The organism is Pyxidicoccus caerfyrddinensis (genome assembly GCF_010894405.1).
GTDB lineage: Bacteria > Myxococcota > Myxococcia > Myxococcales > Myxococcaceae > Myxococcus > Myxococcus caerfyrddinensis.
Window position 1 is genome coordinate 472,632 of sequence record NZ_JAAIYA010000003.1, and the last position, 23,271, is coordinate 495,902.

Here is a 23,271-nt window from a genome sequence, read left to right on the forward strand (position 1 = left end):
GTAACTTACCTCAAGGTAGGTACTTACGAATAGTTAGTACCGCCGTTACGGTGAGTCTCGCGTTTCAACGAAGCATTCACGCCAGGAGATTCACCCCATGATTCTCGTCACCGCCGCCACCGGGAAGCTCGGTCGTCTCGTCGTCGAGGAGCTGCTCGAGAAGGTCCCCGCCAGCCAGGTCGCCGTAGGAGTGCGAAATCCCGCGAAGGCAGCGGACTTCACCGCGCGCGGCGTCCAGGTGCGCCAGGCGGACTACAGCCGGCCGGAGACGCTCGGGGCGGCGCTGGCCGGGGTGGAGAAGGTGCTGCTCATCTCCTCCAACGAGGTGGGGCAGCGGGCCACGCAACACCAGGCGGTGATTGCGGCGGCGAAGAAGGCCGGAGTCCGGCTGCTGGCCTACACGAGCATCCTGCACGCGGACCGCACGCGCATGGCGCTGGCCGGGGAGCACAAGGCCACCGAGGAGGCCATCCGCGCTTCGGGCCTGCCCTTCGTGTTCCTGCGCAATGGCTGGTACTTCGAGAACTACACCGAGAATCTGGGCCCCGCGCTGGCGCACGGCGCGCTCGTGGGCAGCGCGGGCGAGGGCCGCGTCGCGGCGGCCACCCGGGCGGACTACGCGGCGGCCGCGGCGGCGGTGCTGACCACGCCGGGGCAGGAGAACAAGGTGTACGAGCTGGCGGGTGACGTCCCGTTCACCATGGCCGAGCTCGCCGCCGAGGTGTCTCGCCAGGCCGGCAAGCCCATTGCCTACAACAACCTGCCGGCCCAGCAGTACCAGGGCGTGCTCGTGGGAGCCGGCGTGCCGGGGCCGTTCGCGGAGATTCTGGCGGACTCCGATGTCGGTGCCTCCCGCGGCGAGCTGAACGACAGCTCGGGGGATTTGCGCCGCCTCATCGGCCGGCCGACGACGCCGCTCGCGGACGCGGTGGCGGTGGCCTTCAAGCGCTGAGGCTCACCGGGCCGCGCGGGCGGAGGCCGCCGCGAGGAAGGCCTGGACGAGCGGATGGGGCTGGCCCGTGCTCGCGCTGAGCTCGGGCTGGAACAGCGTGGCCAGGAAGAAGGGGTGCGCCGCGAGCTCCACCACGCGCACGGCGCCCTCTTCGTCCTCGCCGGTGATGCGCAGCGCGGCGCCGTCGAGCACGTGCCGGTAGTGCGCGTTGAGGCCGTAGTTGCAGTGGTAGGCCTCGGTGGACTCGGTGCGGCCGAAGGCCCGGGCCGCGTGGGAGCCCGCCGTCAGCGTCACCTTGCCCCGCGTGCCCACCAGCGAGCATGAGAGGGCGCCGACCAGCGGCAGGGCGGCGTCCGGGTTGGACTCGGCGTGGTCCGCCTCGCGCAGGCCGAGCACGTGGCGGGCGAACTCGATGAGCGCGTGCTGGAAGCCGCCGCAGGTGCCGAGGAACGGGAGGCCCTGCTCGCGCGCCACGCGAATCGCCGAGAGTGCGCCGTCCATGCTCTCGTAGGGGCTGCCGGGGACGCACCAGATTCCTGCGAACGGGGTGAGCGTGTCCTCGCGCACTCCGTCCAGCTGGCGTGTGCTCAACCAGGTCAGCTCGGGGGACACACCGAGCGCCCGGCCCGCGAGCTCCAGGGCCACGGGGATGGCGCCATGCGCGCGCACGGCGGGACTGCGGTCTCCCACGAGACCGATACGGACGACGGGGTGGCTCACGGTTCCTCCTGACGGTTCGACCGCTCCGGGTACGCGACAGCAGCGCGAGCGGGATGCGCCAGGGAGTTCGCGGATAGCAGCCCGGCCTCCGTGCGACAAGGATTCAGTGCCGCGCGTCCATGAGCTTCGACCACAGCTCCTCGTCGAAGTCGGACAGCGTCTCCGCGGTGCGGGTGCCGGCCTGGGCTCCCAGCCGCGTCACCACGAGGCGCAGCGAGCGGCTCACGTAGACCTTCTGGTCGTCCTTGCCCAGGCCCGCGAACACGTCTTGCGGCGCGCTGGGGATGAGCGGGCCGTCGATGCGGGCGCTCGCGGGCGGTATCAGCGTGAAGGACTGTCCGTTGAGCCAGAAGAGCTGGCCATAGGCGGGGTTGAAGGCCTGCGACGGGCGGGTCGCCGCGGCGAGGTACGCAGAGGGCGCGACCTGTGTCCCATGCCAGGCTCCGTCCGCCAGCATCAGCAGGCCGAAGCGCGCCAGGTCTCTCGCGCTCATCGACAGGCCCCAGAGAGGCAGTCCCTGGCTGTCCGTCTGTGCTCGCGGTGCCCACTCGCTGTGCGTCGCGCCCAGCGGCTGGAACAGCCAGGCCCGCGAGAGCGCGTCGATGCCCAGGCCGCTGCGCTTCTCGAGCACGAGCTGCAGCCGATGGTAGGCGTCGTTGTTGTACAGCCAGGTCGTCCCGGGTGCCGCCTGCACTTCGAGCGTCAGGCCCAGGCCGCTCGTCATGGTCAGCAGGTGCCTCACGGTGATGCGGGCTTCGGCCTCGGCGGCGGCGTTCGACCAGCCGGCACCGAGCACCCCGGAGACGCTCTCATCGAGCGTGAGGAGCTGCTTCTCCACCGCGATGCCGACCAGCACCGAGACGATGCTCTTCTGCGCGGAGGCGATGTCTCGCATGAAGTTCGGGCCGACCGTCCAGTAGCGCTCGGCGAGGATTCGCCCATCCTGCAGGATGACGAGCGCGCGTGTGTTGCGAGCGCCCGCGAAGTCGAGCGCCGCGTTCAGCTTCGCCACGTCCCAGCCCGCGCTGGCCGGGGCCACCGTCGGCCAGCTCGCGTCGTCTCCGGGGAAGATGAGCTCCTGTGTCGCGCCCGCGTCCGTGCCGGCATCCACTCCGGCGTCCGGGGATGCATTCCCGCCCGCGTCCGAAGGGGCCTCCACGCCGGCGTCCGGAGTCGCGTCCGCGTCTTCGTCCGGTGTGGCGGCGGCGCACGCACATGCGACGCAGGCGAGGGTCATGAGCAGGGCGCGCAGGGGCATTCGAGCAGTAACCCATCCCGACGGGGAAGGTTGCGGCGGGTGTTCGGCCACGAGGCCCCACTGAGGGCTTCCGCGTCCTGAATCAGGTGCCGCGCTTCGCGTCCGCGGGAGCGTTCGGGTGGCGGGTGAGGAGCGTGCGGAGCTGCGGCTGGCGGCGGACCGCCTCCTGCCTCAACAGGTGCGCGATGAGGACCGGCGGCGCCGCGCTCCATCGCGCGATGTTCTGGATGAGCAGGGGCGAGCGGTACGTGCGCCCGCACAGCAGCGACGCCGTCTTCCCGTCCACCGGCAGACCGATGAGCGCCGCCAGCGAGCGGCCCTCGGTGTTGATGATGAGCTCCACCTTCTCCTCGGCGGGGCCGCTGGCGAAGCGCTGCCGGAGCACCTCGCGCGCCGAGCGCCGCGTGCCCTCGGGGATGTCGCGGTCGTTCGTCACCTTGTGCAGTTCCATGAGACGCCTCGCGCCCCACAGCCGGCGGAAGAGTCCCGCCGGGAGCTGCGGGTTGCGCACCAGCCACCGCCGCACACCCGTGTCCGCCGTGAAGGCCGCCCGCCCGCACAGCGCCTCCAGCCCCACCGGGTTGCGGTGGTAGCGCGCCACCAGTCGCGCATGCGCCAGCCCCGTGCGCGCGTTCTCCAGCACCGCCTTGATGACCGCCGGTACCGGGTCGAAGCACAGCGCCGACAACACCGGGTCCTCCGCCGCGTGTGCATGCGCCACGCGCTGGTCCTCCGGCAGCGGGTGCAGCCGTGTCTCGAAGAGCTGGCGGTAGTTGCCCAGCGCGACCTCCGGCTCGTCGTCCGCGGGCTCCGAGTCGTCCGGAGCGTCGCCGGCTTCCGGGGGCGCATCGGCCTCGTGGGCCGTCAGGTCCAGCGTGGGGAGGTCCTCCTCCGCTTCACCGGGGGGACCCGGCTGGGGGCGTGCGCCTTGTGCCGGAGCCGTTTGGCCGTGAAGGGGGCTCGCGCCCTGCGCCGGAGCCGTTTGGCCGTGAAGAGAACTCGCGTCGTGCGCCGGAGTCGTGGTGGCCACTGTCGGCCGGGCGGCCTGGGCCACCGGTGCTGGCGCCGCACCCGGGCTCGCGGCCACGGTGGCGGGGAGCAGGGCGCCCTCGGAGACGAGCCGCGTGAGGATGGTCCTCAGCCGCTCCACGGGCAGCCCCGTCAGCGCGGGGAGGTTCCTCGCGGGCGTGGCCCCGTCCAGTCGCGAGAGCACGAAGCCCTCCTCGGGGCTGAGCGCCAGCTTCCGCAGGTCCACCGCGGGATTCAGCTTCGGAATCCATTCCGCCATCGCCCCGCAGTCTCCCACGAGCCACGCGCCTCGCGGAGCGCCTCACTTCCCCCTGCCGGCACCCTGTCGCAAATTGCGCGTGAGACTGAAAGCCCGCCCCATGGACGGTCGGCCGGCGGGCACTCGGTCGAGTCCATGCCTACACGCTACGACCTGGGCCAGGTTGACGCGGGGGCCTCCCCTGGACACAACTTCACCCCATGTCCGACCGCATCCAGACCTATGCCGAGTTCTGGCCGTTCTACCTGCGGGAGCACGCGCTGCCCTCCACGCGCTGGCTCCACTTCATGGGCACCAGCCTGGGCACGGGCATCGGCATCACCGCCGCCGTGACGGGACGTGGGCTGCTCGTGCCGGCCGCGCTCGTTGCCGCCTACGGCTTCGCGTGGTTCAGCCACTTCGTCATCGAGCGCAACAAGCCGGCCTCCTTCAAGTACCCGCTCTGGTCGCTCATCTCCGACTACCGCATGGCGGGGCTCATGGCCCTGGGCAAGCTCAACCCGCACATGGACCAGGCCCTCGCGGGTGGTCCGGGCTCCGGCGCCGCGAACCGGCTGCCCGCCGCGCAGCAGGCCCGGTAGTCATCCCGAGGCTGCCCCGGTCCCTCCGCACCGGGGCGTGCCCGCGTGGCCCGACGCCGCCCCGATTCCTCCGCACCGGGGCGTGCCCGCGTGGCCCGACGCCGCCTCAGCCCACTTCCCGCGGCGGCGGCTCGCGGAACGCGTCGAGCTCCTTCAGCGTCTCCATCACATTCGGCCCGCCCTCGCGCGCGGAGCGCTAACGCGCCTCGGCGTGCAACGCGGCGCGCCGCCCGCCCTGCAGGGGAGCCACGGGCGCCATCCACCCCAGGACATCGCCGCGAGTGAAGTGGCGTGGGAGTAGCCACGCGGAAGGGCGCCGACCTATACATCCCCACCCATGGGACGCATTTTCGAGACACGCAAGGCCACGATGATGGCCCGCTGGAACAAGATGGCGAAGGTGTTCACGCGGATCAGCAAGGACATCGCCATCTCCGTGAAGGCGGGTGGGCCCAATCCCGATTCGAACTCCTCGCTGCGACGGATCCTCCAGAACGCCCGCGCCGCGAACATGCCGAAGGACAAGGTCGACGCCGCCATCAAGCGCGCCAGCGGCCAGGCAGCGACCGACTACGAAATCGTGCTCTACGAGGGCTACGCCCCCCACGGCATCGCCCTGCTCGTGGAGACGGCCACCGACAACGTCGTGCGCACCGTGGCCAACGTGCGCATGCACTTCAACAAGTACGGCGGCAACCTGGGCACCACCGGCAGCGTGGCCTTCATGTTCCAGCGCATGGGCGTCTTCCGCCTCAACCCCGAGGGCATCAACGCGGACGAGCTGGAGCTGGAGCTCATCGACCACGGCCTGGCGGACATGGGCGAGGGCAAGGGTGAGAAGGGCGAGAAGCAGCTCATCCTCCACTGCGCCTTCACCGACTTCGGACAGCTGCAGCACGCCATCGAAGCCAAGGGCCTGTCGCCCATCTCCGCCGAGTCCGAGTACGTGCCCCAGAACCTCATCGAGCTGCCCGAGGACAAGGCCACCGAGGTGCTCGAATTGGTGGACTCGCTGGAGCAGGACGAAGACGTGCAGCGCGTCTTCCACAACCTGGGCTGAGCTCCGGCGCCCGCCTGCTTGCCTGGTAAAGCCTTCTTGGGGCGGCCCTCCTACCCTCATGCGATGCTCCGCGGCGTGAGTAAGCGTCTTCCAGCGTTCTGCGCCGCGCTCCTGCTGGCGGGCGCGGGCTGTGACGAGTCCGACGAGGACCCGCCACCGCCCGTCGTCGCCCCGGCCCCGGACGCCGCGAGCGCCCCGCCGCGCAATGCGTGGCGCGAGGCGCGCGTCGGAGACTCGGTGGAGTACGAGTACACGTACGAGCACGGCTCCTTCAAACGCCCCGAGTCCCGGAGGAAGCTGGATGCCACCGCCAGGCTGGAGGTCATCTCCATCCAGCCGCCGTGGGTCTGGGTCCAGGCCACGGTGAAGGTGGCGCACGCCGCCACGCCCCAGCGCAGGTTCCTCATCCCCGTGGACTGGGAGCACGCGCCTCCGCCGTCTCCGCGCCCCATTCCTCCTCCCAGCGTGGACGACCCGCTCGTGACGACACGCATTGGCGGGGTGCCCGTCACCTGCGTGGAGGGCGGGGCCGATGACCGCACGGCCGACGGGCCCGTCAGCTTCTGGTGTGACTCGGACGCGCCGGAGTTCTACCTCTCCCGGCGCATCTGGGAGAAGACCACCGGCGCCCTCCTGGCGGGCGGCTATTACAGCTGGAAGCTCCAGGCCACCCGCATCCAGCGCGGTGCGAAGAGCCAGCCGGTGCCGCCGCCCGCGGACGTGCCCCGGCTCTACTCGCCCGAGGCGTGGTGCCGGCGCATCCCCGTCTCCGGCCACCATGGCGCGGTGGGCGCGGAGCAGCAGGAGCGCTTCATCGGCGGATGGGGCCTGTCGCGCCGCCGCACGCTCTCGCGCGTCCTTCGCACGACGGAGGACCTGCGGCGCAACGACCTGCTGAAGACCGCGGACGGCTGGTACGAGGCGAGCGAGTGGTACGAGGAGCCCACCGGCTCGCTTCTCGACGCGGTGCTGACCATCGGCCGCATGGAGGGCCAGCGGCCGGGGCACGCGGGGAAGGCCACGCCCGGGCGCGTCCGCCTGGCCTCGGGCGTGGAGCTGGAGAGCCGCATCTTCGAGGACCGCCTCTTCCGCAGGGAGTATGCGAAGGACGCCTGGGACCCGGCCTTCGACGGGCTCCCCTGGTTCCCCCGCTGGGAGCCGCTCGTCGAGGTGGAATTGCCGGACGGGCGCGTGCGCGGAGACCGGCTGTGGGAGTGTGGCCCGGGGCCGCTGGCGCCCTCGCCCATTCCCCCGGAAGATTTGCCCGACCGCGTCAGCCCGCATGAGGTCTCGCGGCTCGCCAACGCGCCGGAGCTGAACGAGGCCTGCGGGCAGACCTCGCCCACGAGCAAGCCCGCGCCCTACACGCTGAAGGTGCAGGTGGAGCCGGATGGCAGCGTCCGCTCCGCCACGCTGAGCGCCGCGAGCCGCGAGCCGTCCAGGGAGAGCGTCCCGTCCCGGCGCCTGCGGTGCCTGGAGGGCAAGTTCCGGCAGCTGCGCTTCCCGGCGCACCGGCTGCGCATGCCCCCGGTGGAGACCGTCCTCTTCATCCGCCACTGAGCTACACCTGTTACCGAGGTGAGGCGGGCGAAGCTCGCCCGCGGAAGGGAGCTGGAGATGGGCACCGGAGGCTGGTCGAAGGCGCGGCTCGGCCGCATGCATGACGTCATGGCCCGTCACGTGGAGGAGGGCCGTGCGCCCGGCCTCGTCACGCTGCTCTGCCGGCGGGGCGAGGTGCACGCGGACGTCATCGGCCGCAAGGCGCTCGGTGGCGGCGAGCCGATGCGGCGCGACACGCTCTTCCGCATCACCTCGATGACGAAGCCCGTCACCGCCGTGGCGGCGATGGTGCTGGTGGAGGAGTGCCGGCTGCGGCTGGACGAGCCGGTGGACCGGTGGCTGCCCGAGCTCGCCAACCGCCGGGTGCTGAAGCGGCTCGCGGCATCGCTCGAGGACACCGTGCCGGCGAATCGGCCGATAACGGTCCGCGACCTGCTCACCTTCCAGATGGGCTTCGGCCTCGTCATGCCGCCGTCGGGCGCGCTGCCCATCGAGAAGGCCATCAGCGGGTTGCAGCTCTCCTGGGGGCCGCCGAAGCCGGCGACGCCGCACGCGCCGGACGAGTGGATGCGGCGGCTGGGGACGCTGCCGCTGATGCACCAGCCGGGCGAGCGGTGGATGTACAACACGGGCTCGCAGGTGCTGGGCGTGTTGATTGCGCGCGCGTCCGGCCAGCCGCTGGAGGCGTTCTTCCGCGAGCGCATCTTCGAGCCGCTCGGCATGAAGGACACCGGGTTCACCGTGCCGGCGGAGAAGCTGGAGCGGCTGGCGACGTCCTACATGGTGAACAACGAGACGGGGGCGCTCGAGCTGCACGACGGCGTCCAGGACAGCCAGTGGAGCCGCCCGCCCGCGTTTCCGGATGGCGCGGCGGGGCTGGTGTCCACCGCCGATGACTTCCTGGCCTTCGCGCGGATGCTGCTGGGCAACGGGAAGCTCGGGAGCGTGCGCCTCCTGTCGCGGCCGTCGGTGGATGCGATGACGACGGACCAGCTCACGCCCGAGCAGAAGGTGGCGTCCGGGCTCGTCCCCGGCGCGTGGGGCCGCTTCGGCTGGGGCTTCGGCGTCTCCATCGTCACCCACCGCGACGGGGTGGCGGCGGTGCCCGGGCGCTACGGCTGGGACGGCGGCTATGGCACCGCGTGGGCCAATGACCCGGAGGAGGAGATGATTTCCATCCTCATGACCCAGCGCGCGGGCTACCCCGCGCTCTCGCCCGTGTACCAGGACTTCTGGACCCTGGCGTACCAGGCCATCGACGACTGAGAGGGCGGCCGCCCGTGACGCGCGGCCGCCCTCGGTGTCATTACTTCGTGAAGGTGATGGGCCCGTTGGACTGCGTGCTGTTGCCCGCGCCGTCCACCGCGCGCACCCGCCACGTGTGGCTGCCGGCGTTCAGCCCCGTAATCGACAGCTGCTCCGTGCCCACGCCGTACACCTCGAACTCCCACAGCGAGTAGCCGTAGCCCGTCGCGCGCTGCACGCCGCGCATGCGCACGTAGCGCCCGACGCCGCTCAGCGTGTCGAGGATGTCCTCGCCGCCGTCACCGGCCGTCACGCTGCGCAGCGTCTGCCAGCCCGTGGCGCCGTCGAGCGACGTCTCCACGACGTACTGGCGGCCGTATGCGGCCTCCCAGCTCAGCCGCACGCGCTTGATGGAGTAGACGCCACCGAGGTCCACGGTGATGGACTCCGTGTCCGGGTTGGCCACGTCGATGCGGCTGGACCAGCGCGTGGTGGCGTTGCCGTCCACCGCGTCGTTGGCGCTGCCGAACTCGTTGGACGTGGCGCTCACGTTGCGGCCGAGCGCGAGGTTGACGCTCGTCCCCACGTACGCCCGCGGCGTCGCCGTGGGCGAGCGGTCCGTGCCGTCCACGTTGAGCACGTACTGCGACACGCCCGCGCCCACGTCCGTCGTCTGCTCCCAGATGAACGTGGTGATGGCACCCGGCGCCGTCGAGCCCGCCGCCGGCACCAGCGCCGCGAAGGCCGCGGGCGGCGCGGTGTCGTTCATGGTGAAGGTGGCCGTGGCCGAGGTGGTGACGCCCCCTGCCCAGTTGTACGCCTTCACGAACCACGTGTGCGCCCCGTTGCCGATGGCCGTGCTTGTGAGCGAGGCGGACGGTGTCTTCGTCGTCGCCACGGGGAACGGATTCCCGTCGAGGAAGACCTCGTAGCGGTGGATGCCCGTCTGCGGGTCGCTGCTCGCCGTCCAGGTGAAGGTCGGCTTGGTGGTGATGGTGGAGCCCGGCGTCGGCGTGGTGAGGGTGAAGGCCGTGGGTGGCGTGCTGTCGCTCAAGCCGAAGCCCTGGATGCCCGCGCCGTACTGGAACAGCGGGTTGCCGTAGATGGGCTGCACCGGCAGGCCCTGCGCGATGCGCGAGCGAATCTCCGCCCGCTGCGCCGCCGTGGCGCCCAGGTCGAAGGGCAGGTCCCACTGCTCGAGCTGGCCCGTCTCCACGTCGGTGCCCACCTGGTTCATGTCACGCGGGAGCTGCCAGGGCAGCATGCCGCGCGGGAAGACATCGCCGAAGAGGATGTCCGCGACGGCGGGGCCTCCGGAGTCACCGGGCCGGTACGCAATCAGCAGCGCGTTCGTCTGCGGCACCACGTTGGTGAGGACGTACGGGCGCGGGAGGATGACCACCGTCGTCGTGGGGATGTTCCGCGACTTGAAGCTGGTGATGACGCCGTACTGGTTGCCCCACTTCGCGTCGTGCGCCGGGCCGATGGGGTCGCCCGGCAGGTAGGGCTTCTCCTTGTCCCACTCGGTGCCGTGGGTGAAGTAGCTCTCGCCCACCACGACGATGGCCGCGTTGGGCGTCACGCCCGCGGGCGCGTTGTCCTTGTAGACGGTGATGCCCGCCGCTTCCGCGCGCTGTTTGAGCGCCTGGTAGATGGTGAGGTCGCCGAACTCCGTCCCGTGGAAGTCGGAGCGCCACGTCACCATGCAGGACGGGTCGTCCGCGCGCGGGCCGGCGATGACGATGGAGGAGCCGGCGGCCAGGCGCAGCGGCAGGGCGCCGTCGTTCTTCAAGAGCGTCATCGCGTTGGCGGCCGCTCGGCGCACCAGCGCCTTGTGGTCCGCCGTGTGCCACTGCGAGGTGCCGGCGAGGCCTCCGCGGTACGGGTCCTCGAAGATGCCCAGGCGGAACTTCAAGTCCAGGATGCGGCGCACGGCCTCGTCGATGCGGGACGCCGGGACTTCGCTCTCGAAGGCGCCCATCTGCGCGGGATTGGCGCCGCCCATGACGTCCGAGCCCGCGTTGGCCGAGCGCGACCACGCGCCCGACGGCAGCCAGTCCGAGCAGATGACGCCCGTGTAGCCGAGCTTCTGGCGCAGGTAGTTGAGGATGCCCGGGTTGTCACCGGCGCCGTAGCCCTCCGGCCCCAGCAGCCAGCTTCCGGCGTAGCCCGGCATGATGCCGCTGGTGCCGGCCTCGATGGCCGCGTGCCACGGACGCATGTGGTAGTGGATGGTGGTGCCGTCGTAGGTGATGCCGGCCTCACCGCCCGCGCCCTGGCCCGGCCAGTGCTTCGTCGTCACCCAGATGGAGTGCGGGTTCACCTCGGGGCCACCCTGCAGGCCCGCGACGATGGCGCGGGTGAGGCTGGCGGCCAGGTCGGCGTCCTCGCCGTTGCCCTCCTGGATGCGCGGGTAGAGCACCTTGGTGCCGACCTCGGCCAGCGGCGACAGCGTGCCGCGGCTGCCCACCGCGAGCTGCTCGCGGCGCTGCATGTCTCCCACCTCGTAGACGGTGTCCAGGTCTCTCGCGGCGGCGAGCGCGGGCTGCGTGGGCCAGCTCGTCTTGTAGCCGTGGATGCTGTCGCCCGCGTCGATGTGCGGGATGCCCAGGCGCGTGGCGGCGGAGGCCCGCTGGAAGCTGACGATGTCCTCCGGGCTCAACGGGCCCATGGTGAAGCCGGCCTCGGGGACCGTCTTCGCCTCGTAGAACATCTGCAGGGCCTTCTCGTGCAGCGTCATGCGCGACATCAAGTCGTTGACGCGCGTGGTGATGGGGTTGTGCCAGTCCTCGTACGGCTCAATCTGGCCGTTCTTGTTGAGGTCCCGCATGCCGTTGATGAGCGGCACCGCGTCCGCCGCCGTCTCCACCACCGGGAGGTAGACGGAGAAGGTGCGCAAATCCGAGCGACTGGTGTTGCCGCTCGGTAGGGTGGCCACGACGTACCACTTGTACGTCCAGCGGTCGGCCAGGTCCGAGGTCAGCGTCCACGAGGTGCCCGTGGTGGTGGTCATCAGCGTGTAGCGGTCCAGCAGGCTGCCCGGCGCCATCCAGTCGTAATCGTCGCGGCTGATGTTGAGGTAGACCTTGTAGTTCGTCGCGCCGGTGACGGCGGCCCACTGGAGCGTGGGCCGGCGGGTGTTGGTAATCATCGCGGCGTTGGCGGGCGCGGTGACGGCGAAGGCTCCGGCGATGGCGGGCGGCGCGGGTGCCACGTACGGGTCGGGGATGATGGTCCTGTCACGCCCGTCCGGGCCCGTGCCCGTCGAATAGATTTCCACCTTCCACTCGGCGCCCTGCACCGCGAGCGCGGAGACGGACTGCCCGCGCTGCACCACGCCGTTGGAGTCGGTGACGACCAGGCGGATGTCCGTGTTGGGCTGGGTGGGGGAGAACTGGTTCTTCGACATCGTCACCGTGGTGTTCGGCGCGAAGGTGATTTCGTAGGTGAAGGGCCCGGGCGGGTTGCGCACGGAGGGCGTGGTGTTGCCCTCCTCGGGCGTCGGCGTGACGCTGATGGGCGCGGGCGAGACGTTGATCTTCGCGTAGGCCAGCTCGGGGAACATGAGCTTCACCGTCTGGTTCGTCGTCTGCGGGGGCGGGTTGTTGGGGCCGCCGCCGGGCGCGTACACCTCGAAGGACCAGAGCGAGTAGCCGTAGCCGGTGCCGCGCTCGATGCCGCGCATGCGCACGTAGCGGGCGCTGCCCGTCACGGTGATGGTGCGCGGGCCCGCCGCGCCGTTGGTGACGTTGGGCGCGAGCGCCGACCAATTCGTATCGTCGTTGGAGCCCTCGATTGCGTACGTCTTGCCGTACGCGCCCTCCCAGTTGAGCACCACCGAGCCCAGCTGCTGCGAGCTGCCGAGGTCCACGCGAATCCACTGCGCCTCGAGCGCCTCGGAGGACCAGCGGGTGCCGACGTCGCCGTCGAACGCGTACTGCGGCGCGAGGTGCGGGGCGTTGACCTCCACGCTGGACGCGGTGGCGGGCCGGCCCTTCGCGAGGTCACCCGTCGCGCCGGTGCCGCTGTACACGGCGAGCTCCCACAGCGAGTAGCCGTAGTCGATGGCGCCGCGCACCTGCCCGAGGATGCGCACGTAGCGGCCAGTGGCCGTCAGCGCGAGGTCATCCGTGCCGCCGTCGCCGTCGGTGATGACGCGCGCGTTCTGCCAGTTCACCGCGTCCGTGGAGACCTGAACGGTGTAGCCCTTGCCGTAGGCCGTCTCCCAGGTGAGCACCACGCGGCCGATGCTCGTGCTCGCGCCGAGGTCGACCTGGATCCACTCGTTCGTGGTGAAGGCGCTGCCCCACCGCGTGGTGGCGAGGCCGTCCACCGCGTAGCTGCCGGGGAGGCCGGCCTCCGCGGAGGACGTCGTCACCGGCTTGTTGAGGGCCAGGTTCACCGTCCCCACCTGCGCCTGGGCGGAGGAGGCGAAGGCCACCACTCCCAACACCGCGAGTACCGCGCACGCCCGGGCCAACCACGAGCCGGGGCCTTGCACGCCCTGCACACGTCGCGTCAGCACTCTCATAGGGGAAAAGCGGACCACTGGAGAAAGTGGGGGAGGGGGTCGGCGGACACCGGTCGAGGAGGCGCTACGTCCGAGTGGTCCTTTCCTTTCTGGTTGGGATTTTAATTGTTCGGACTCTGAATAAAGTCAAACCAGGTCCGGATAACGCGGCAAGTCAGGGCTTCCCTGTGAACGCGGGCGCATGGAAACCACAGTCCGGACGGACATCTACCGGGCTGCTACTGCTGTCGGGTTGCAATGGGAGGAAGGTGGCGGCGGGCACCCTCACGTGGAGGCGCCACGGGCACGCCGGAAAAAGCGCGGGGGCCTCCGTCGAGACGGAGGCCCCTCGCGTTACCACAAGGGACTCAGGCGCTGACGCCCACGCCCACCGGGCAGGTCACGCCGGTGCCGCCGATGCCGCAGTAGCCACCCGGGTTCTTCTCCAGGTACTGCTGGTGGTAGTCCTCGGCGTAATAGAAGGGCGGCGCGGGGATGATTTCCGTCGTAATCGTGTCGAAGCCCTTCGCCTGCAGCGCCTTCTGGTACGCGTCGCGGCTGGCCTCGGCGGCGCGCTTCTGGGCCTCGCTCGTGTAGTAGATGCCGGAGCGGTACTGCGTGCCCGTGTCGTTGCCCTGACGCATGCCCTGCGTCGGGTCGTGGTTCTCCCAGAACACGCGCAGCAGCTGCTCGAAGGAGACCTTCTTCGGGTCGTACACGACGCGCACCACCTCGTTGTGGCCCGTGAGTCCGGAGCACACCTCGCGGTAGTCGGGGTTGGGCGTCAGTCCACCGGCGTAGCCCGCCGCGGTGCTGTACACGCCGGGCACCTGGTAGAACTTGCGCTCCACGCCCCAGAAGCAGCCCATGCCGAAGATGGCCACCTCGTGGCCCTCCGGCACCGGGCCCTTCAGCGGGGTGCCGAGCACCTCGTGCTTCGCGGGGACGGGCATCTCTTCCGACCGGCCCGGCAGTGCCTCTTCCGGGCTCGGGATACGCAGCTTCTTCGTGGGGTTGAAGAACATGCCCCAGGAATAGCGACCTCGGCGCCCGGTTTCACCCCCAGACGGAGCAGGCGGCCAGCCGGAGGGTGGAAGGCCCGTTCCGCCGGTGGGCCGCCCTGTGTCCCTGGACTACGGTGTCCCCCCACATGCGCACAAGACTGACCGCCGCCCTTCTCTGTGTCCTCCCCTCCCTGGCCTTCGCCGCGAAGGACTCGCGCTGCCAGGGCACCCCCAAGGCCCGCGCCGCCCGCTTCTCCGAGGCCGCGATGAAGGGCACCCCCGCCGCCGAGCGCTATGCCGCCTACGTCCAGGCCTGCGCCCTGGACGAGGTGGTGGAGCTGACGAAGCAGCTCGTCCGCTTCAAGACGGTGAGCAGCGAGGTGCCCGCCGCGAAGAGCCCCGCCATCGCCGACATGGGCCGCTTCCTCCAGAAGTGGGCGAAGGCGCACGGCATGACGTACCGCGCCGTGGGCGCCAACGACGTCTTCGAGCTGGCCTGGGGCGAGGGCGCGCCTGGCCTGGGCCTCATCTTCCACGGCGACGTGGTGCCCGCCCCCGCGCACGAGTGGAAGAAGCCCCCCTTCGAGCCCTACGTCCAGGACGGCCGCCTCTATGGCCGCGGCGTGGAGGACGACAAGGGGCCCCTGGCCCAGGCGCTGGTGGCGCTCGACTTCGCGCGGCAGCTGGGCCTGAAGCCCCAGGGCCGCGTGCTCGTCATCGTCGGCAACGGCGAGGAGAGCGACTGGACGGGCATGACGAAGTACGCGGCCTCCGAGCCCAAGGCCACGCACGTCATCTCCGTGGACTCCAACTACCCGGTGGTGGCCGCGCAGTCCGGCTTCGTCGCGTGGAGTCTGGAGGCCCCGGTGGGCGAGTCCGTGAAGGCCGCCAACGCCACCCTGCGCGCGGTGGACGTCACCGGCGGCGAGTTCCTCACCCAGGTGCCCGGCGCCGCCACGCTGAAGCTGGCGCCCTCCGCGGGCCGCACCGCCGAGCAGGCCCTGGCGGACGTGCAGGCCGCGGTGGCCGGGGAGAAGGGCGCGCGCGCCACGCTCCAGGCCGACGTGAAGCGCGACGGTGACACCGTGGTGCTCACCACGCACGGCAAGGCGGTGCACGCGTCCATCGCCGACGAGGGACACAACGCCATGTGGGACCTGGCCGCCGTGGCCGCGCGTCTGCCACTGGAGGACAACGGCATCGCCGCCATGCTGCGCGTGGTGGCCCGCCGCTTCGACGGCGACCACTTCGGGCAGAAGCTGGGCGTGGCCTACAAGGACGACGGCCTCATGGGCCCGCTCCTCTCCGCGCCCACCGTGCTGCGCGTGGCGGACGGCAAAGTCACCCTGGGCGTCAACATGCGCCGGCCCCAGGGGAAGGACGCCGCGGCCTTCAACGCCACGCTCGACCAGGCGGCGAAGCTGGTGGGCGAGGACACCGGCGGCCGCGTCAAGGAGGCCGGCGGCCGCTACGTGGGAGACGCGCACGTGGCGGATACGTCCGGCACGCTCGTCACCACGCTGCTGGACATCTACAAGCGCCACAAGAACGCCCCGGACGTGAAGCCAGGCTCCGTGCGCGGCGGCACCTACGCGCGCCTGTTCCCCAGGGGCGTGGACTTCGGGCCCGGCTTCCCCGGCGAGCTGTACACCGGCCACGCGCCGGACGAGTCCATCTCCCTGGAGAGCCTGGACGCCGGCACGCGCATGCTGGCCGAGGCCGTGCACACGCTCGCCCTGGCGCCCCAGGCTCCGGCGCCCCAGGCTCCGGAGACGAAGTAGGTACCCGCGCCCCCGCTCACGCGGGCGGGAGCACGCGGGGCCAGTGCACGGTGAAGGTGGTGCCGTCTTCCGCCGTGGAGCGCACCTCCACGTGGCCGCCGTGCACCCCGGCAATCTGGCTGACGATGTAGAGCCCCAGCCCCAGGCTGCGCTTCTGCTTCGCCGTGTCCTGCGGGCCGAGGTACGTCTTGAACGGGTCGAAGATGCGCGCCCGCAGCTCGGCGGGAATCGGCTCGCCGAGGTTGTGGACCTCCAGCACCACCTCGTCGGGCTCGCCGCGTACGAGCGTGCGCACCGGGGCCCCGTCCTGTCCGTGCTGAATCGCGTTGGCCACCAGGTTGCCCATCACCTGGGACACGCGGTCCGGGTCCCACTCCCCCCAGGTGTCGCCGCGCGCCTCGCAGTGGAGCTGGCGCTCCGGGTGGCTGACCTGCAGCTCCTCCAGCGCGGCCTGGCACACCTCGGCCATGTTCATGCGCTGGCGCGCCACCGGAATCCCGCCGCCCAGCCGGCTGCGCGCGAAGTCGAGGATGTCGTTGATCATCCGCCCCATGCGCGCGGAGGCCTTGCGGATGCGGTCCACCGCGCGTTGCTCCGGCGTTCCCAACGCCTCTGCCCGCGAGAGCTGGAAGGCCGACGCGGTGATGGCGTTGAGCGGGTTGCGCAGGTCATGGCCCAGCACCGCGAGGAGCTGCTCGCGGAAGTCCACCGCCTGCTGGAGCGAGGCCTCCGACTGCTTGTGCTCGGTGATGTCCACCACGGCGCAGCCCAGGCCCAGCACCTCGCCCAGCGCGGTGCGCACCGGGTAGAAGCTGGCCTGCCACATGCGGCCTCCGCCCCGTGGCGCGGAAGGGGGCAGGCTGTACTCGAACGAGCGCACCGGCTCGCCCGTCTCGAGCACGCGGTGGAGGATGGGCTCCAACGCGTCCGCCACCTCGGGCAGGTGGATTTCGCGGAAGGGGCGCTCCTGATGGTCGTCCAGGGAGAACCCGTTGATGTCCGCCATGGCCTGGTTGAGGCGCACGTAGCGCAGCTCCGTGTCCAGGAAGGCGATGCCCACGGGCGTGGCGGACAGCAGCGCGTCCAGCAGCGCGAGCGAGCGCTGCGCCTCCACGCGCGCGGCGCGCTCATCCGCCCGCAGCCGGGCCTGGACGAGGTAGGTGGTGGCGCGCTGGACGATGCTGCGGAACAGCAGGGTGTCCGGGTCGGAGAAGAGGAAGGCGGTGCGCGAGCCCATGTACGCCACGCCCAGCAGCCGCTCGTCCTCCAGCAGGGGCACGCCGTAGATGGCACGCAGCCCCGGCTCCCGGAGAGAGGGCAGCACCACGCGCGGGTCCGTGGAGGCCGAGCGCAGCGCCTGCGCCTTGCGCGTGGTGGCCACCTGGCCCATGAAGCCCTCGTCCCGCCGCAGGGAGCTGCCCAGGGCCCTGTCCGCCTCCAGCCCCACCGCGGCGCGCACCACCAGCCGGTCTCCCTCCAGCGTCATCACCGCCGCCGAGTCCACCGCGAGCGCGGACTCCATCAGCACGGTGAGCAGCCGCGTCAGGAGGATGTCCGCGGGTGGGTTGTCCAGCGTGGCCTGCGTCATGCGGTCCATCGCCTGGAGGATGCGCTGACGGGCCTGCGAGAAGCACGTCATGGTGCGCGTGACGACGCGGTCCAGTGCTTCTTCCAGCCGCTCCAGCTCGCCCGGCGCCAGTCCGCGCGGCTCGGCCTCCAGCCGGCGCAGGATGCACTTGCGCAGGAGCGCGTACTCGGACGCGACCTCGCCCAAATCAAAGCCCTGGTCCAGCCGTATCACCGCGTGCTCGTCCCAGAGCGCGGTGCCGAGCCCCTCGGGGCCCTGCTCGATGACCTCGGCCAGCGCGAGGAGCAATTCGGGCATGTGGTCCATGAGCCAGGAGTGCCGCTCCGCGCGGTCCGCGTGGAGCGCGTGCATCCCCTGCTCCCAGTCGGACAGGAGCTCGGCGCGATGCGCGCGCAGGAAGTCCGCGGCCCGGAGCGTCCTCGCCCCACCGGGCTCCTCTTTATTCACGGAGCGTGATTCCGGCTCCAGCATCGCCGACCTCCCGAGGCCCTGCCCGCCCTCGCCACCGCCGCCTCAATGTTGGGCACGATGGGAGCGGCGTGCCTTGCCCTCGCGTCCCGGTGAAGGCGCACTCCCGGGCGCCACGTCGCGCCGCCGCCGTCCGGGCTCGCGGCGCTGCGCCCGCCGGGGCCGGCTGCCTCTCCCCGCGAGGCGACGCACCGTCGTACAGGGGCCACTTCGTCCACCGGCGGGCGCTTGCCGCGCGCGGGGTGCACGGGGCGCTGGGGGGACGGAGCCGCTGGCGTTAGGTTGGGTGGAAGATGCGCACCCTCCTGCTGAATCGCTCCGACGTGTCCCGCAACCTCCAGGCGCTCACCCTGCTGGAGGACATGCGTGAGGCCTTCCGCACCGATGCTCTCGCCCGCACGGTGGCTCCCCAGCGCGCGCGCGGCCCGCTGCACGCGGAGGGCACCGCGCTGGTGCTCTTCCCCGGCAGCCTGCCCGGCATCCCCGCCTACACGGTGAAGGTGCACGCGAAGTTCCCCGGGCAGACGCCGGCCATCCAGGGCGTGGTGCAGCTGCATGACCTGGCCACGGGCGCGCTGCTGGCCATCATGGACTCCGGCCACCTGACGGCGGTGCGCACGGGCGTGGTGGGCGCGCTCGCGGCGGACGTGCTGGCGCGGCCGGACGCGAGCCGGGTGGCGCTCATCGGCGCGGGACGGCAGGCGGTGCTCCAGCTCAAGTCACTGCGGCTGGTGCGCTCGCTGGAGCACGTGCGCGTCTACGACACGGAAATGGAGCGCGCGCTCGCCTTCGCCACGCGCATGTACAACGAGCTGAACCTGCCGGTGCGCATGGAGGAGTCGGTGGCGGACGCGGTGGCGGACGCGGACATCGTCGTCACGTCGACGTGGAGCCGGGAGCCCTTCCTGCACCCCGGCATGCTGCGGCCGGGCACGCACGTCATCACCCTGGGCGCGGACGAGCCGGGCAAGGCGGAGGTGTCCGCGGGGGTGCTGAAGCAGTCGCTCTTCGTGGTGGACCACCGGTGGTTGGCCGTCAGCAGCGGCGCGGCGGGCAGCGTGGGGCTGGACGAGGACGCCATCCACGCGGAGCTGGGGGAAATCCTCGCGGGCCTGAAGCCGGGGCGCACGTCGCCGGAGCAGGTGACGGTGTTCGGCGCGGTGGGGCTGCCGTTCCAGGATCTGGCGGCCGCGTGGCACGTGTACCAGGCGGCGCAGGGTGACGACGCGGTGCAGGGCATGGACTTCAGCGCATGAGGGCCTGGGACGCGCTGCTCACGCGACTGGGGCTCACCCGGCCGGAGCTGCGCGCGTGGGCGCTGTACGACTGGGCCAACTCCGCCTACGTCACCACCGTCATCGCGGTGGTGTTCCCGCTGTACTACGCGTCGGTGGTGTCGGACGGGCTGCCGCGCGAGGTGGCCACCACCCGCTTCGCCACCGCCACCTCCGTGGCGCTGGCCGTGGTGGCGCTGCTGTCGCCAGTCCTGGGCGCGCTGAGCGACAGGGCGGGGCGCCTCAAGCAGCTGCTGGGCGGCTTCCTGGTGCTGGGCGTGCTGGCCACGGTGGGGCTGTCCGGAGTGGGGCGCGGCGACTGGGCCTGGGGGCTGGTGCTCTTCGGCTTGGGCAACGTGGGGGTGACGGGCAGCATCGTCTTCTACGACGCGCTCTTGCGGCACATCGCCCGGGATGACGAGCTGGACCGGGTGTCCACCGCGGGCTACGCGCTGGGCTACCTGGGCGGCGGGCTGCTGCTGGCGGCGCAGTTGGTGCTGCTGCTCCAGCCGCACTGGTTCGGGCTGGCGGACGCGGCGGCGGCCTCGCGCGTGGCCTTCCTGTCCGTGGCGGTGTGGTGGGCGGGCTTCTCGGTGCCGCTGTTCCTGCGGATTCCGGAGCCGAGGCCGGTGCACAACGGCCGCGACAGGCGCGTGTCCCTGCGCGGCACGTTCCTCCAGCTCGGCCAGACGCTGAAGGGGCTGCGCGAGCACCGGCAGGCGCTGCTCTTGCTGGTGGCGTACCTGCTCTACAGCGACGGCATCGGCACCATCATCCGGCTGTCCACGCTGTACGGGACGGAGCTGGGCATCGGCCGTGGGTCGCTGATTGGGGCGCTGCTCTTGACGCAGGTGGTGGGCGTGCCGTGCGCGGTGCTGTTCGGCCGGGGCGCGGCGCGGGTGGGGGCGAAGCCGGCGCTGATGCTGGCGCTGGCGGTGTACGTGGGGGTGACGTTCCTGGGCTACTTCATGCGCACGGCGGCGCACTTCTTCGCGCTGGCGCTGCTGGTGGGCATGGTGCAGGGCGGGAGCCAGGCGCTGAGCCGCTCGCTGTTCGCGCAGATGGTGCCGCGCGACAGGGCGGCGGAGTTCTTCGGCCTCTTCAGCGTCTTCGAGAAGGTGACGGCGGTGGCGGGCCCGCTGGTGTTCGCGGCCACGGTGGAGCTGACGGGCTCCAGCCGGCAGGCGGTGCTGTCGCTGCTCGTCTTCTTCGCCGCGGGTGCGGCGGTGCTGCAGCGCGTGGACGTGGAGGCGGGGCGGCGCGCGGCTCGCGAGGCGGAGGCGCGCGCTGGCTGGGGCGAGGCGCCGCTGACGGACGGCGCCCCGGAGGGTGCGCCCGGAGGAGACCGGGCGTAGACGTCACTGGTGGATGGGAGGCACTTCCCGCGGCGCGGCGAAGAGGCTGTCGCGACCGTGGTTGAGCACCACCTCGCCGTGAATCACCTCGCGCACGTCTTCGATGGCGACGGCGAAGTCATGGTGGCGGAAGACTCCCTTCTCCACGATGAGCTCCTTGTCCGTCATCTCGACGATGCGGCCGATGGTGTGGCCATCGTTGCCGCGGACCTTCATCCCCTTGTGGATTTCCGAACGGTTGAACATCGTTGGCTCCCCGGGGCCAGGAAGGGCAGGCCCCTGCGCAAAAGCTGCCGTCTGCCTCCATGGGACGCAGCGGGCATGCGGCGCGTGGCCCCGTCTCTTCCCCGTGCCCCGGACATGCCGGGCAGCGGTGCGCTTCCCGGTTGGCGCGCCTCCCCCGTCGAGGAGGCAGGCAGGCGTCCGTTGCATGGCTCCCCGGTGCCAGTGCGCGCCGCCGGGTTGCACCGGGAGCGAGTCAGCCCCATCGGTGAAGGGCGGAGGACCGGGCGAGGAACCGTCGCGTGCCGGGCGCTCCGCCCGTGGGGTGCGGGCGCGGGCCGGCGCCTCCCCCTCGGTTCTCTTCGTGGGAGAGGAGTGCGGATGCGCCGCATCGCTGACTACGCGCTCCTGGGGGACTGTCACTCCGCCGCGCTGGTGGGAAGGGACGGCTCCATCGACTGGGCCTGCTTCCCCCGCTTCGACTCGCCCGCGGTGTTCTGCCGCATCCTCGATGTCCGGCGCGGCGGCAGCTTCGGCGTGGCGCCGGAGGGACGCTACCAGTCCACGCGCTCCTACCTGGAGGACACCAACGTCCTGGTGACGACCTTCACGACGCCGCGTGGGATGCTGGAAGTCGTGGACTGCATGCCCGTGTTCCCCGGAGGCGGCGCGCGCGGCACGCACGTGGGCACGCGCCACGCGCTGCTGCGGCGGGTGCGGTGCCTGGCCGGCGAAGTCACGGTGCGCGTGGTGCTGACGCCGCGCTTCGAGTACGGCGCCTTCGTCCCGCGCATGCGCCTCACCTCGAGGCGCACCGCGGAGGTGGTGGGCGGCGCGGACGCGTTGTGGGTGACGACGACGCACCCGCTGGTGGCGCGCGAGGACGCGCTGCGCGCCCGGTGGAAGCTGAGCGCGGGCGAGGAGGCCTGGGTGGAGGCGGCGTGGACGCCGTCCTTCGTCGAGCGCTCCCCCCTGGACGCGCCGGACCGCGCCGACTTCCGCCAGCGCCTGGAGGACACGCTCACCTTCTGGCGTACGTGGATTGCCCGCTGCGCGTACACCGGCGAGCACGTGCGCGCGGTGCGGCGCTCCGCGCTGACGCTCAAGGCGCTCACGTATGCGCCCACCGGCGCGCTGGTGGCCGCGCCCACCACGTCGCTGCCGGAGGAGCACGGGGGCGTGCGCAACTGGGACTACCGCTTCACCTGGCTGCGCGACGCGTCGCTCACGCTCATCTCGCTGCTGGTGCTGGGCTACCGCGACGAGGCGGACGCCTTCCGTCACTGGCTGCGGCGCACCAGCGCGGGCCGCGCGGCGGACGTTCAAATCATGTACGGCATCCAGGGCCACCGCCTGCTGCCGGAGGTGGAGCTGCCGCACCTGGAGGGCTTCGGCGGCGCGAGGCCGGTGCGCGTGGGCAACGGCGCGGTGAAGCAGCTCCAGCACGACGTGTCCGGCGAGCTGCTGGAGGCGGCGTGGCTGTACGTGCGCGCGGGCGGGCCGATGTCGAAGACGAACTGGGCCTTCCTGTCCGGGCTGGTGGAGGAGGTGTGCCTCCGCTGGCGCCTGCCGGACCAGGGACTGTGGGAGATTCGCGACGCGCCCCGGCACTTCGTCCACTCGAAGCTGCTGTGCTGGGTGGCGCTGGACAGGGCGCTGCGGCTGGCCCGCGCACGGAGGCTGCCGGCGCCGCTGTCCCGCTGGGCCCGGGAGCGCGCTGCGCTGCGCCGCTACCTGCTGGAGTGCGCGGAGGGCGGCTGGTTCCCGCAGGCGCGCGGCTGGGACGCGGCGGACGCGTCCACGCTGCTGGTGCCGGCCCTGGGCTTCCTGCCGGTGGCACACCCGCTGGTGCGGCGCACGGTGCAGGTGGTGCGCGAGCGGCTGGAGTCTCACGGGCTGCTGTACCGCTACCACGCGCCGGACGGGCTCGCGGGCGGGGAGGGGACGTTCCTCCTGTGCTCGTTCTGGCTGGTGGACGTGCTGGCCCACGCGGGCCGGTGGGACGAGGCGGAGGTGGTGCTGGCGCGGCTGTTGGGACTGGCCAATGACGTGGGGCTCTACGCGGAGGAGGCCGTGCCCGGCACCGGCGAGGCGCTCGGCAACTTCCCCCAGGCCTTCACGCACATGGCCCTGGTGTCGTCGTGCGCGCAGCTCTCCGCCGTGTACGCCGCCCAGCGGCGCCCCACGCCCGAGCGGGCGTATGACTTCGCCAGCTTCGCGCTGGAGAAGCTGCTCACGCGCAGGCGGAGCCGGGTGGAGCGGCCGGATGAGTCCATCGTCCCGAGGGGATTCATTCACGACGCCGCGTCGCCAGAGTGAAGCGCGGCCTCATGCCCGGTCGGCTGCCCGCCGTGCCTCCGGACGTGGGGTGCGCTCCCGCTGGCCGGCGGTCCGGGCGTGCCCAT

Annotated in this window: 16 protein-coding genes; 9 read left to right on the forward strand and 7 right to left on the reverse strand. The window is 71.6% G+C overall.

All coding sequences use genetic code 11. The features are described from left to right. Nucleotides 1-97 precede the first annotated feature (97 nt). Entirely contained in the window at nt 98-952 is an 855-nt protein-coding gene (locus G4D86_RS09100; RefSeq protein ID WP_205519505.1) for an SDR family oxidoreductase, read from the forward strand. A 3-nt stretch (nt 953-955) separates the two neighbouring features. Here the strand turns inward: G4D86_RS09100 and G4D86_RS09105 are convergent, their stop codons facing one another. The 3 genes from G4D86_RS09105 to G4D86_RS09115 form a co-directional block, all read right to left on the reverse strand. Beyond that, the gene (locus G4D86_RS09105; protein WP_163991651.1) at nt 956-1,672 is read right to left on the reverse strand and encodes a CTP synthase C-terminal region-related (seleno)protein; all 717 of its coding nucleotides are present in this window, start codon (nt 1,670-1,672) and stop codon (nt 956-958) included. A gap of 103 nt (nt 1,673-1,775) precedes the next feature. Beyond that, nucleotides 1,776-2,930, reverse strand: a complete 1,155-nt coding sequence (locus tag G4D86_RS09110; RefSeq protein ID WP_163991654.1) for a serine hydrolase domain-containing protein — start codon at nt 2,928-2,930, stop codon at nt 1,776-1,778. An 82-nt stretch (nt 2,931-3,012) separates the two neighbouring features. Continuing rightward, a complete protein-coding gene (locus tag G4D86_RS09115) occupies nt 3,013-4,218 on the reverse strand; it encodes a hypothetical protein (RefSeq protein WP_205519506.1) in 1,206 nt (401 codons plus the stop codon). Nucleotides 4,219-4,418: 200 nt separating this feature from the next. On the opposite strand from G4D86_RS09115, the gene G4D86_RS09120 reads away from it, so the two are divergent. The 4 genes from G4D86_RS09120 (at nt 4,419) to G4D86_RS09135 (ending at nt 8,685) form a co-directional block, all read left to right on the forward strand. Continuing rightward, nucleotides 4,419-4,799: an Mpo1-like protein gene (locus G4D86_RS09120; protein ID WP_163991658.1), complete on the forward strand. Its 381-nt coding sequence runs from the start codon at nt 4,419-4,421 to the stop codon at nt 4,797-4,799. 337 nt (nt 4,800-5,136) lie between these two features. Beyond that, nucleotides 5,137-5,859, forward strand: coding sequence for a YebC/PmpR family DNA-binding transcriptional regulator (locus G4D86_RS09125; protein WP_163991660.1), 723 nt, complete (start codon nt 5,137-5,139; stop codon nt 5,857-5,859). A gap of 75 nt (nt 5,860-5,934) precedes the next feature. Further along, a complete protein-coding gene (locus G4D86_RS09130) occupies nt 5,935-7,419 on the forward strand; it encodes a DUF6068 family protein (protein ID WP_163991662.1) in 1,485 nt (494 codons plus the stop codon). Nucleotides 7,420-7,476: 57 nt separating this feature from the next. After that, nucleotides 7,477-8,685 carry a serine hydrolase domain-containing protein gene (locus tag G4D86_RS09135; protein WP_163991664.1) on the forward strand — a complete coding sequence of 403 codons (1,209 nt, stop codon included), beginning with the start codon at nt 7,477-7,479 and terminating at the stop codon, nt 8,683-8,685. Nucleotides 8,686-8,725: 40 nt separating this feature from the next. On the opposite strand, the gene G4D86_RS09140 is transcribed toward G4D86_RS09135, so the two are convergent. After that, a complete protein-coding gene (locus G4D86_RS09140) occupies nt 8,726-13,195 on the reverse strand; it encodes a galactose-binding domain-containing protein (RefSeq protein WP_163991666.1) in 4,470 nt (1,489 codons plus the stop codon). 347 nt (nt 13,196-13,542) lie between these two features. Then, nucleotides 13,543-14,199, reverse strand: a complete 657-nt coding sequence (gene msrA, locus G4D86_RS09145) for a peptide-methionine (S)-S-oxide reductase MsrA (RefSeq protein ID WP_163991667.1) — start codon at nt 14,197-14,199, stop codon at nt 13,543-13,545. A 125-nt stretch (nt 14,200-14,324) separates the two neighbouring features. On the opposite strand from msrA, the gene G4D86_RS09150 reads away from it, so the two are divergent. Next, the gene (locus G4D86_RS09150; protein ID WP_163991669.1) at nt 14,325-15,959 is read left to right on the forward strand and encodes a Sapep family Mn(2+)-dependent dipeptidase; all 1,635 of its coding nucleotides are present in this window, start codon (nt 14,325-14,327) and stop codon (nt 15,957-15,959) included. Nucleotides 15,960-15,975: 16 nt separating this feature from the next. Here the strand turns inward: G4D86_RS09150 and G4D86_RS53740 are convergent, their stop codons facing one another. Continuing rightward, the gene (locus G4D86_RS53740) at nt 15,976-18,018 is read right to left on the reverse strand and encodes a PAS domain-containing protein (protein WP_163991671.1); all 2,043 of its coding nucleotides are present in this window, start codon (nt 18,016-18,018) and stop codon (nt 15,976-15,978) included. A gap of 290 nt (nt 18,019-18,308) precedes the next feature. Here G4D86_RS53740 and G4D86_RS09160 point away from each other — a divergent pair, with 290 nt between their 5' ends. Further along, complete coding sequence (locus tag G4D86_RS09160; protein WP_163991673.1) at nt 18,309-19,271, forward strand: ornithine cyclodeaminase family protein; 963 nt, start codon at nt 18,309-18,311, stop codon at nt 19,269-19,271. Beyond that, on the forward strand, nt 19,268-20,644 hold the full coding sequence (locus tag G4D86_RS09165) for an MFS transporter (protein ID WP_163991674.1): 1,377 nt from the start codon (nt 19,268-19,270) through the stop codon (nt 20,642-20,644). Before G4D86_RS09160 ends, G4D86_RS09165 begins: the two co-directional genes overlap by 4 nt. 3 nt (nt 20,645-20,647) lie before the next feature. Here G4D86_RS09165 and G4D86_RS09170 read toward each other — a convergent pair whose 3' ends face one another. Next, nucleotides 20,648-20,890, reverse strand: a complete 243-nt coding sequence (locus tag G4D86_RS09170; protein ID WP_163991676.1) for a hypothetical protein — start codon at nt 20,888-20,890, stop codon at nt 20,648-20,650. Between the two features lie 357 nt (nt 20,891-21,247). Between G4D86_RS09170 and G4D86_RS09175 the strand changes: the two genes are divergently transcribed. Then, a complete protein-coding gene (locus tag G4D86_RS09175) occupies nt 21,248-23,185 on the forward strand; it encodes a glycoside hydrolase family 15 protein (protein ID WP_163991678.1) in 1,938 nt (645 codons plus the stop codon). Nucleotides 23,186-23,271: the final 86 nt, after the last annotated feature.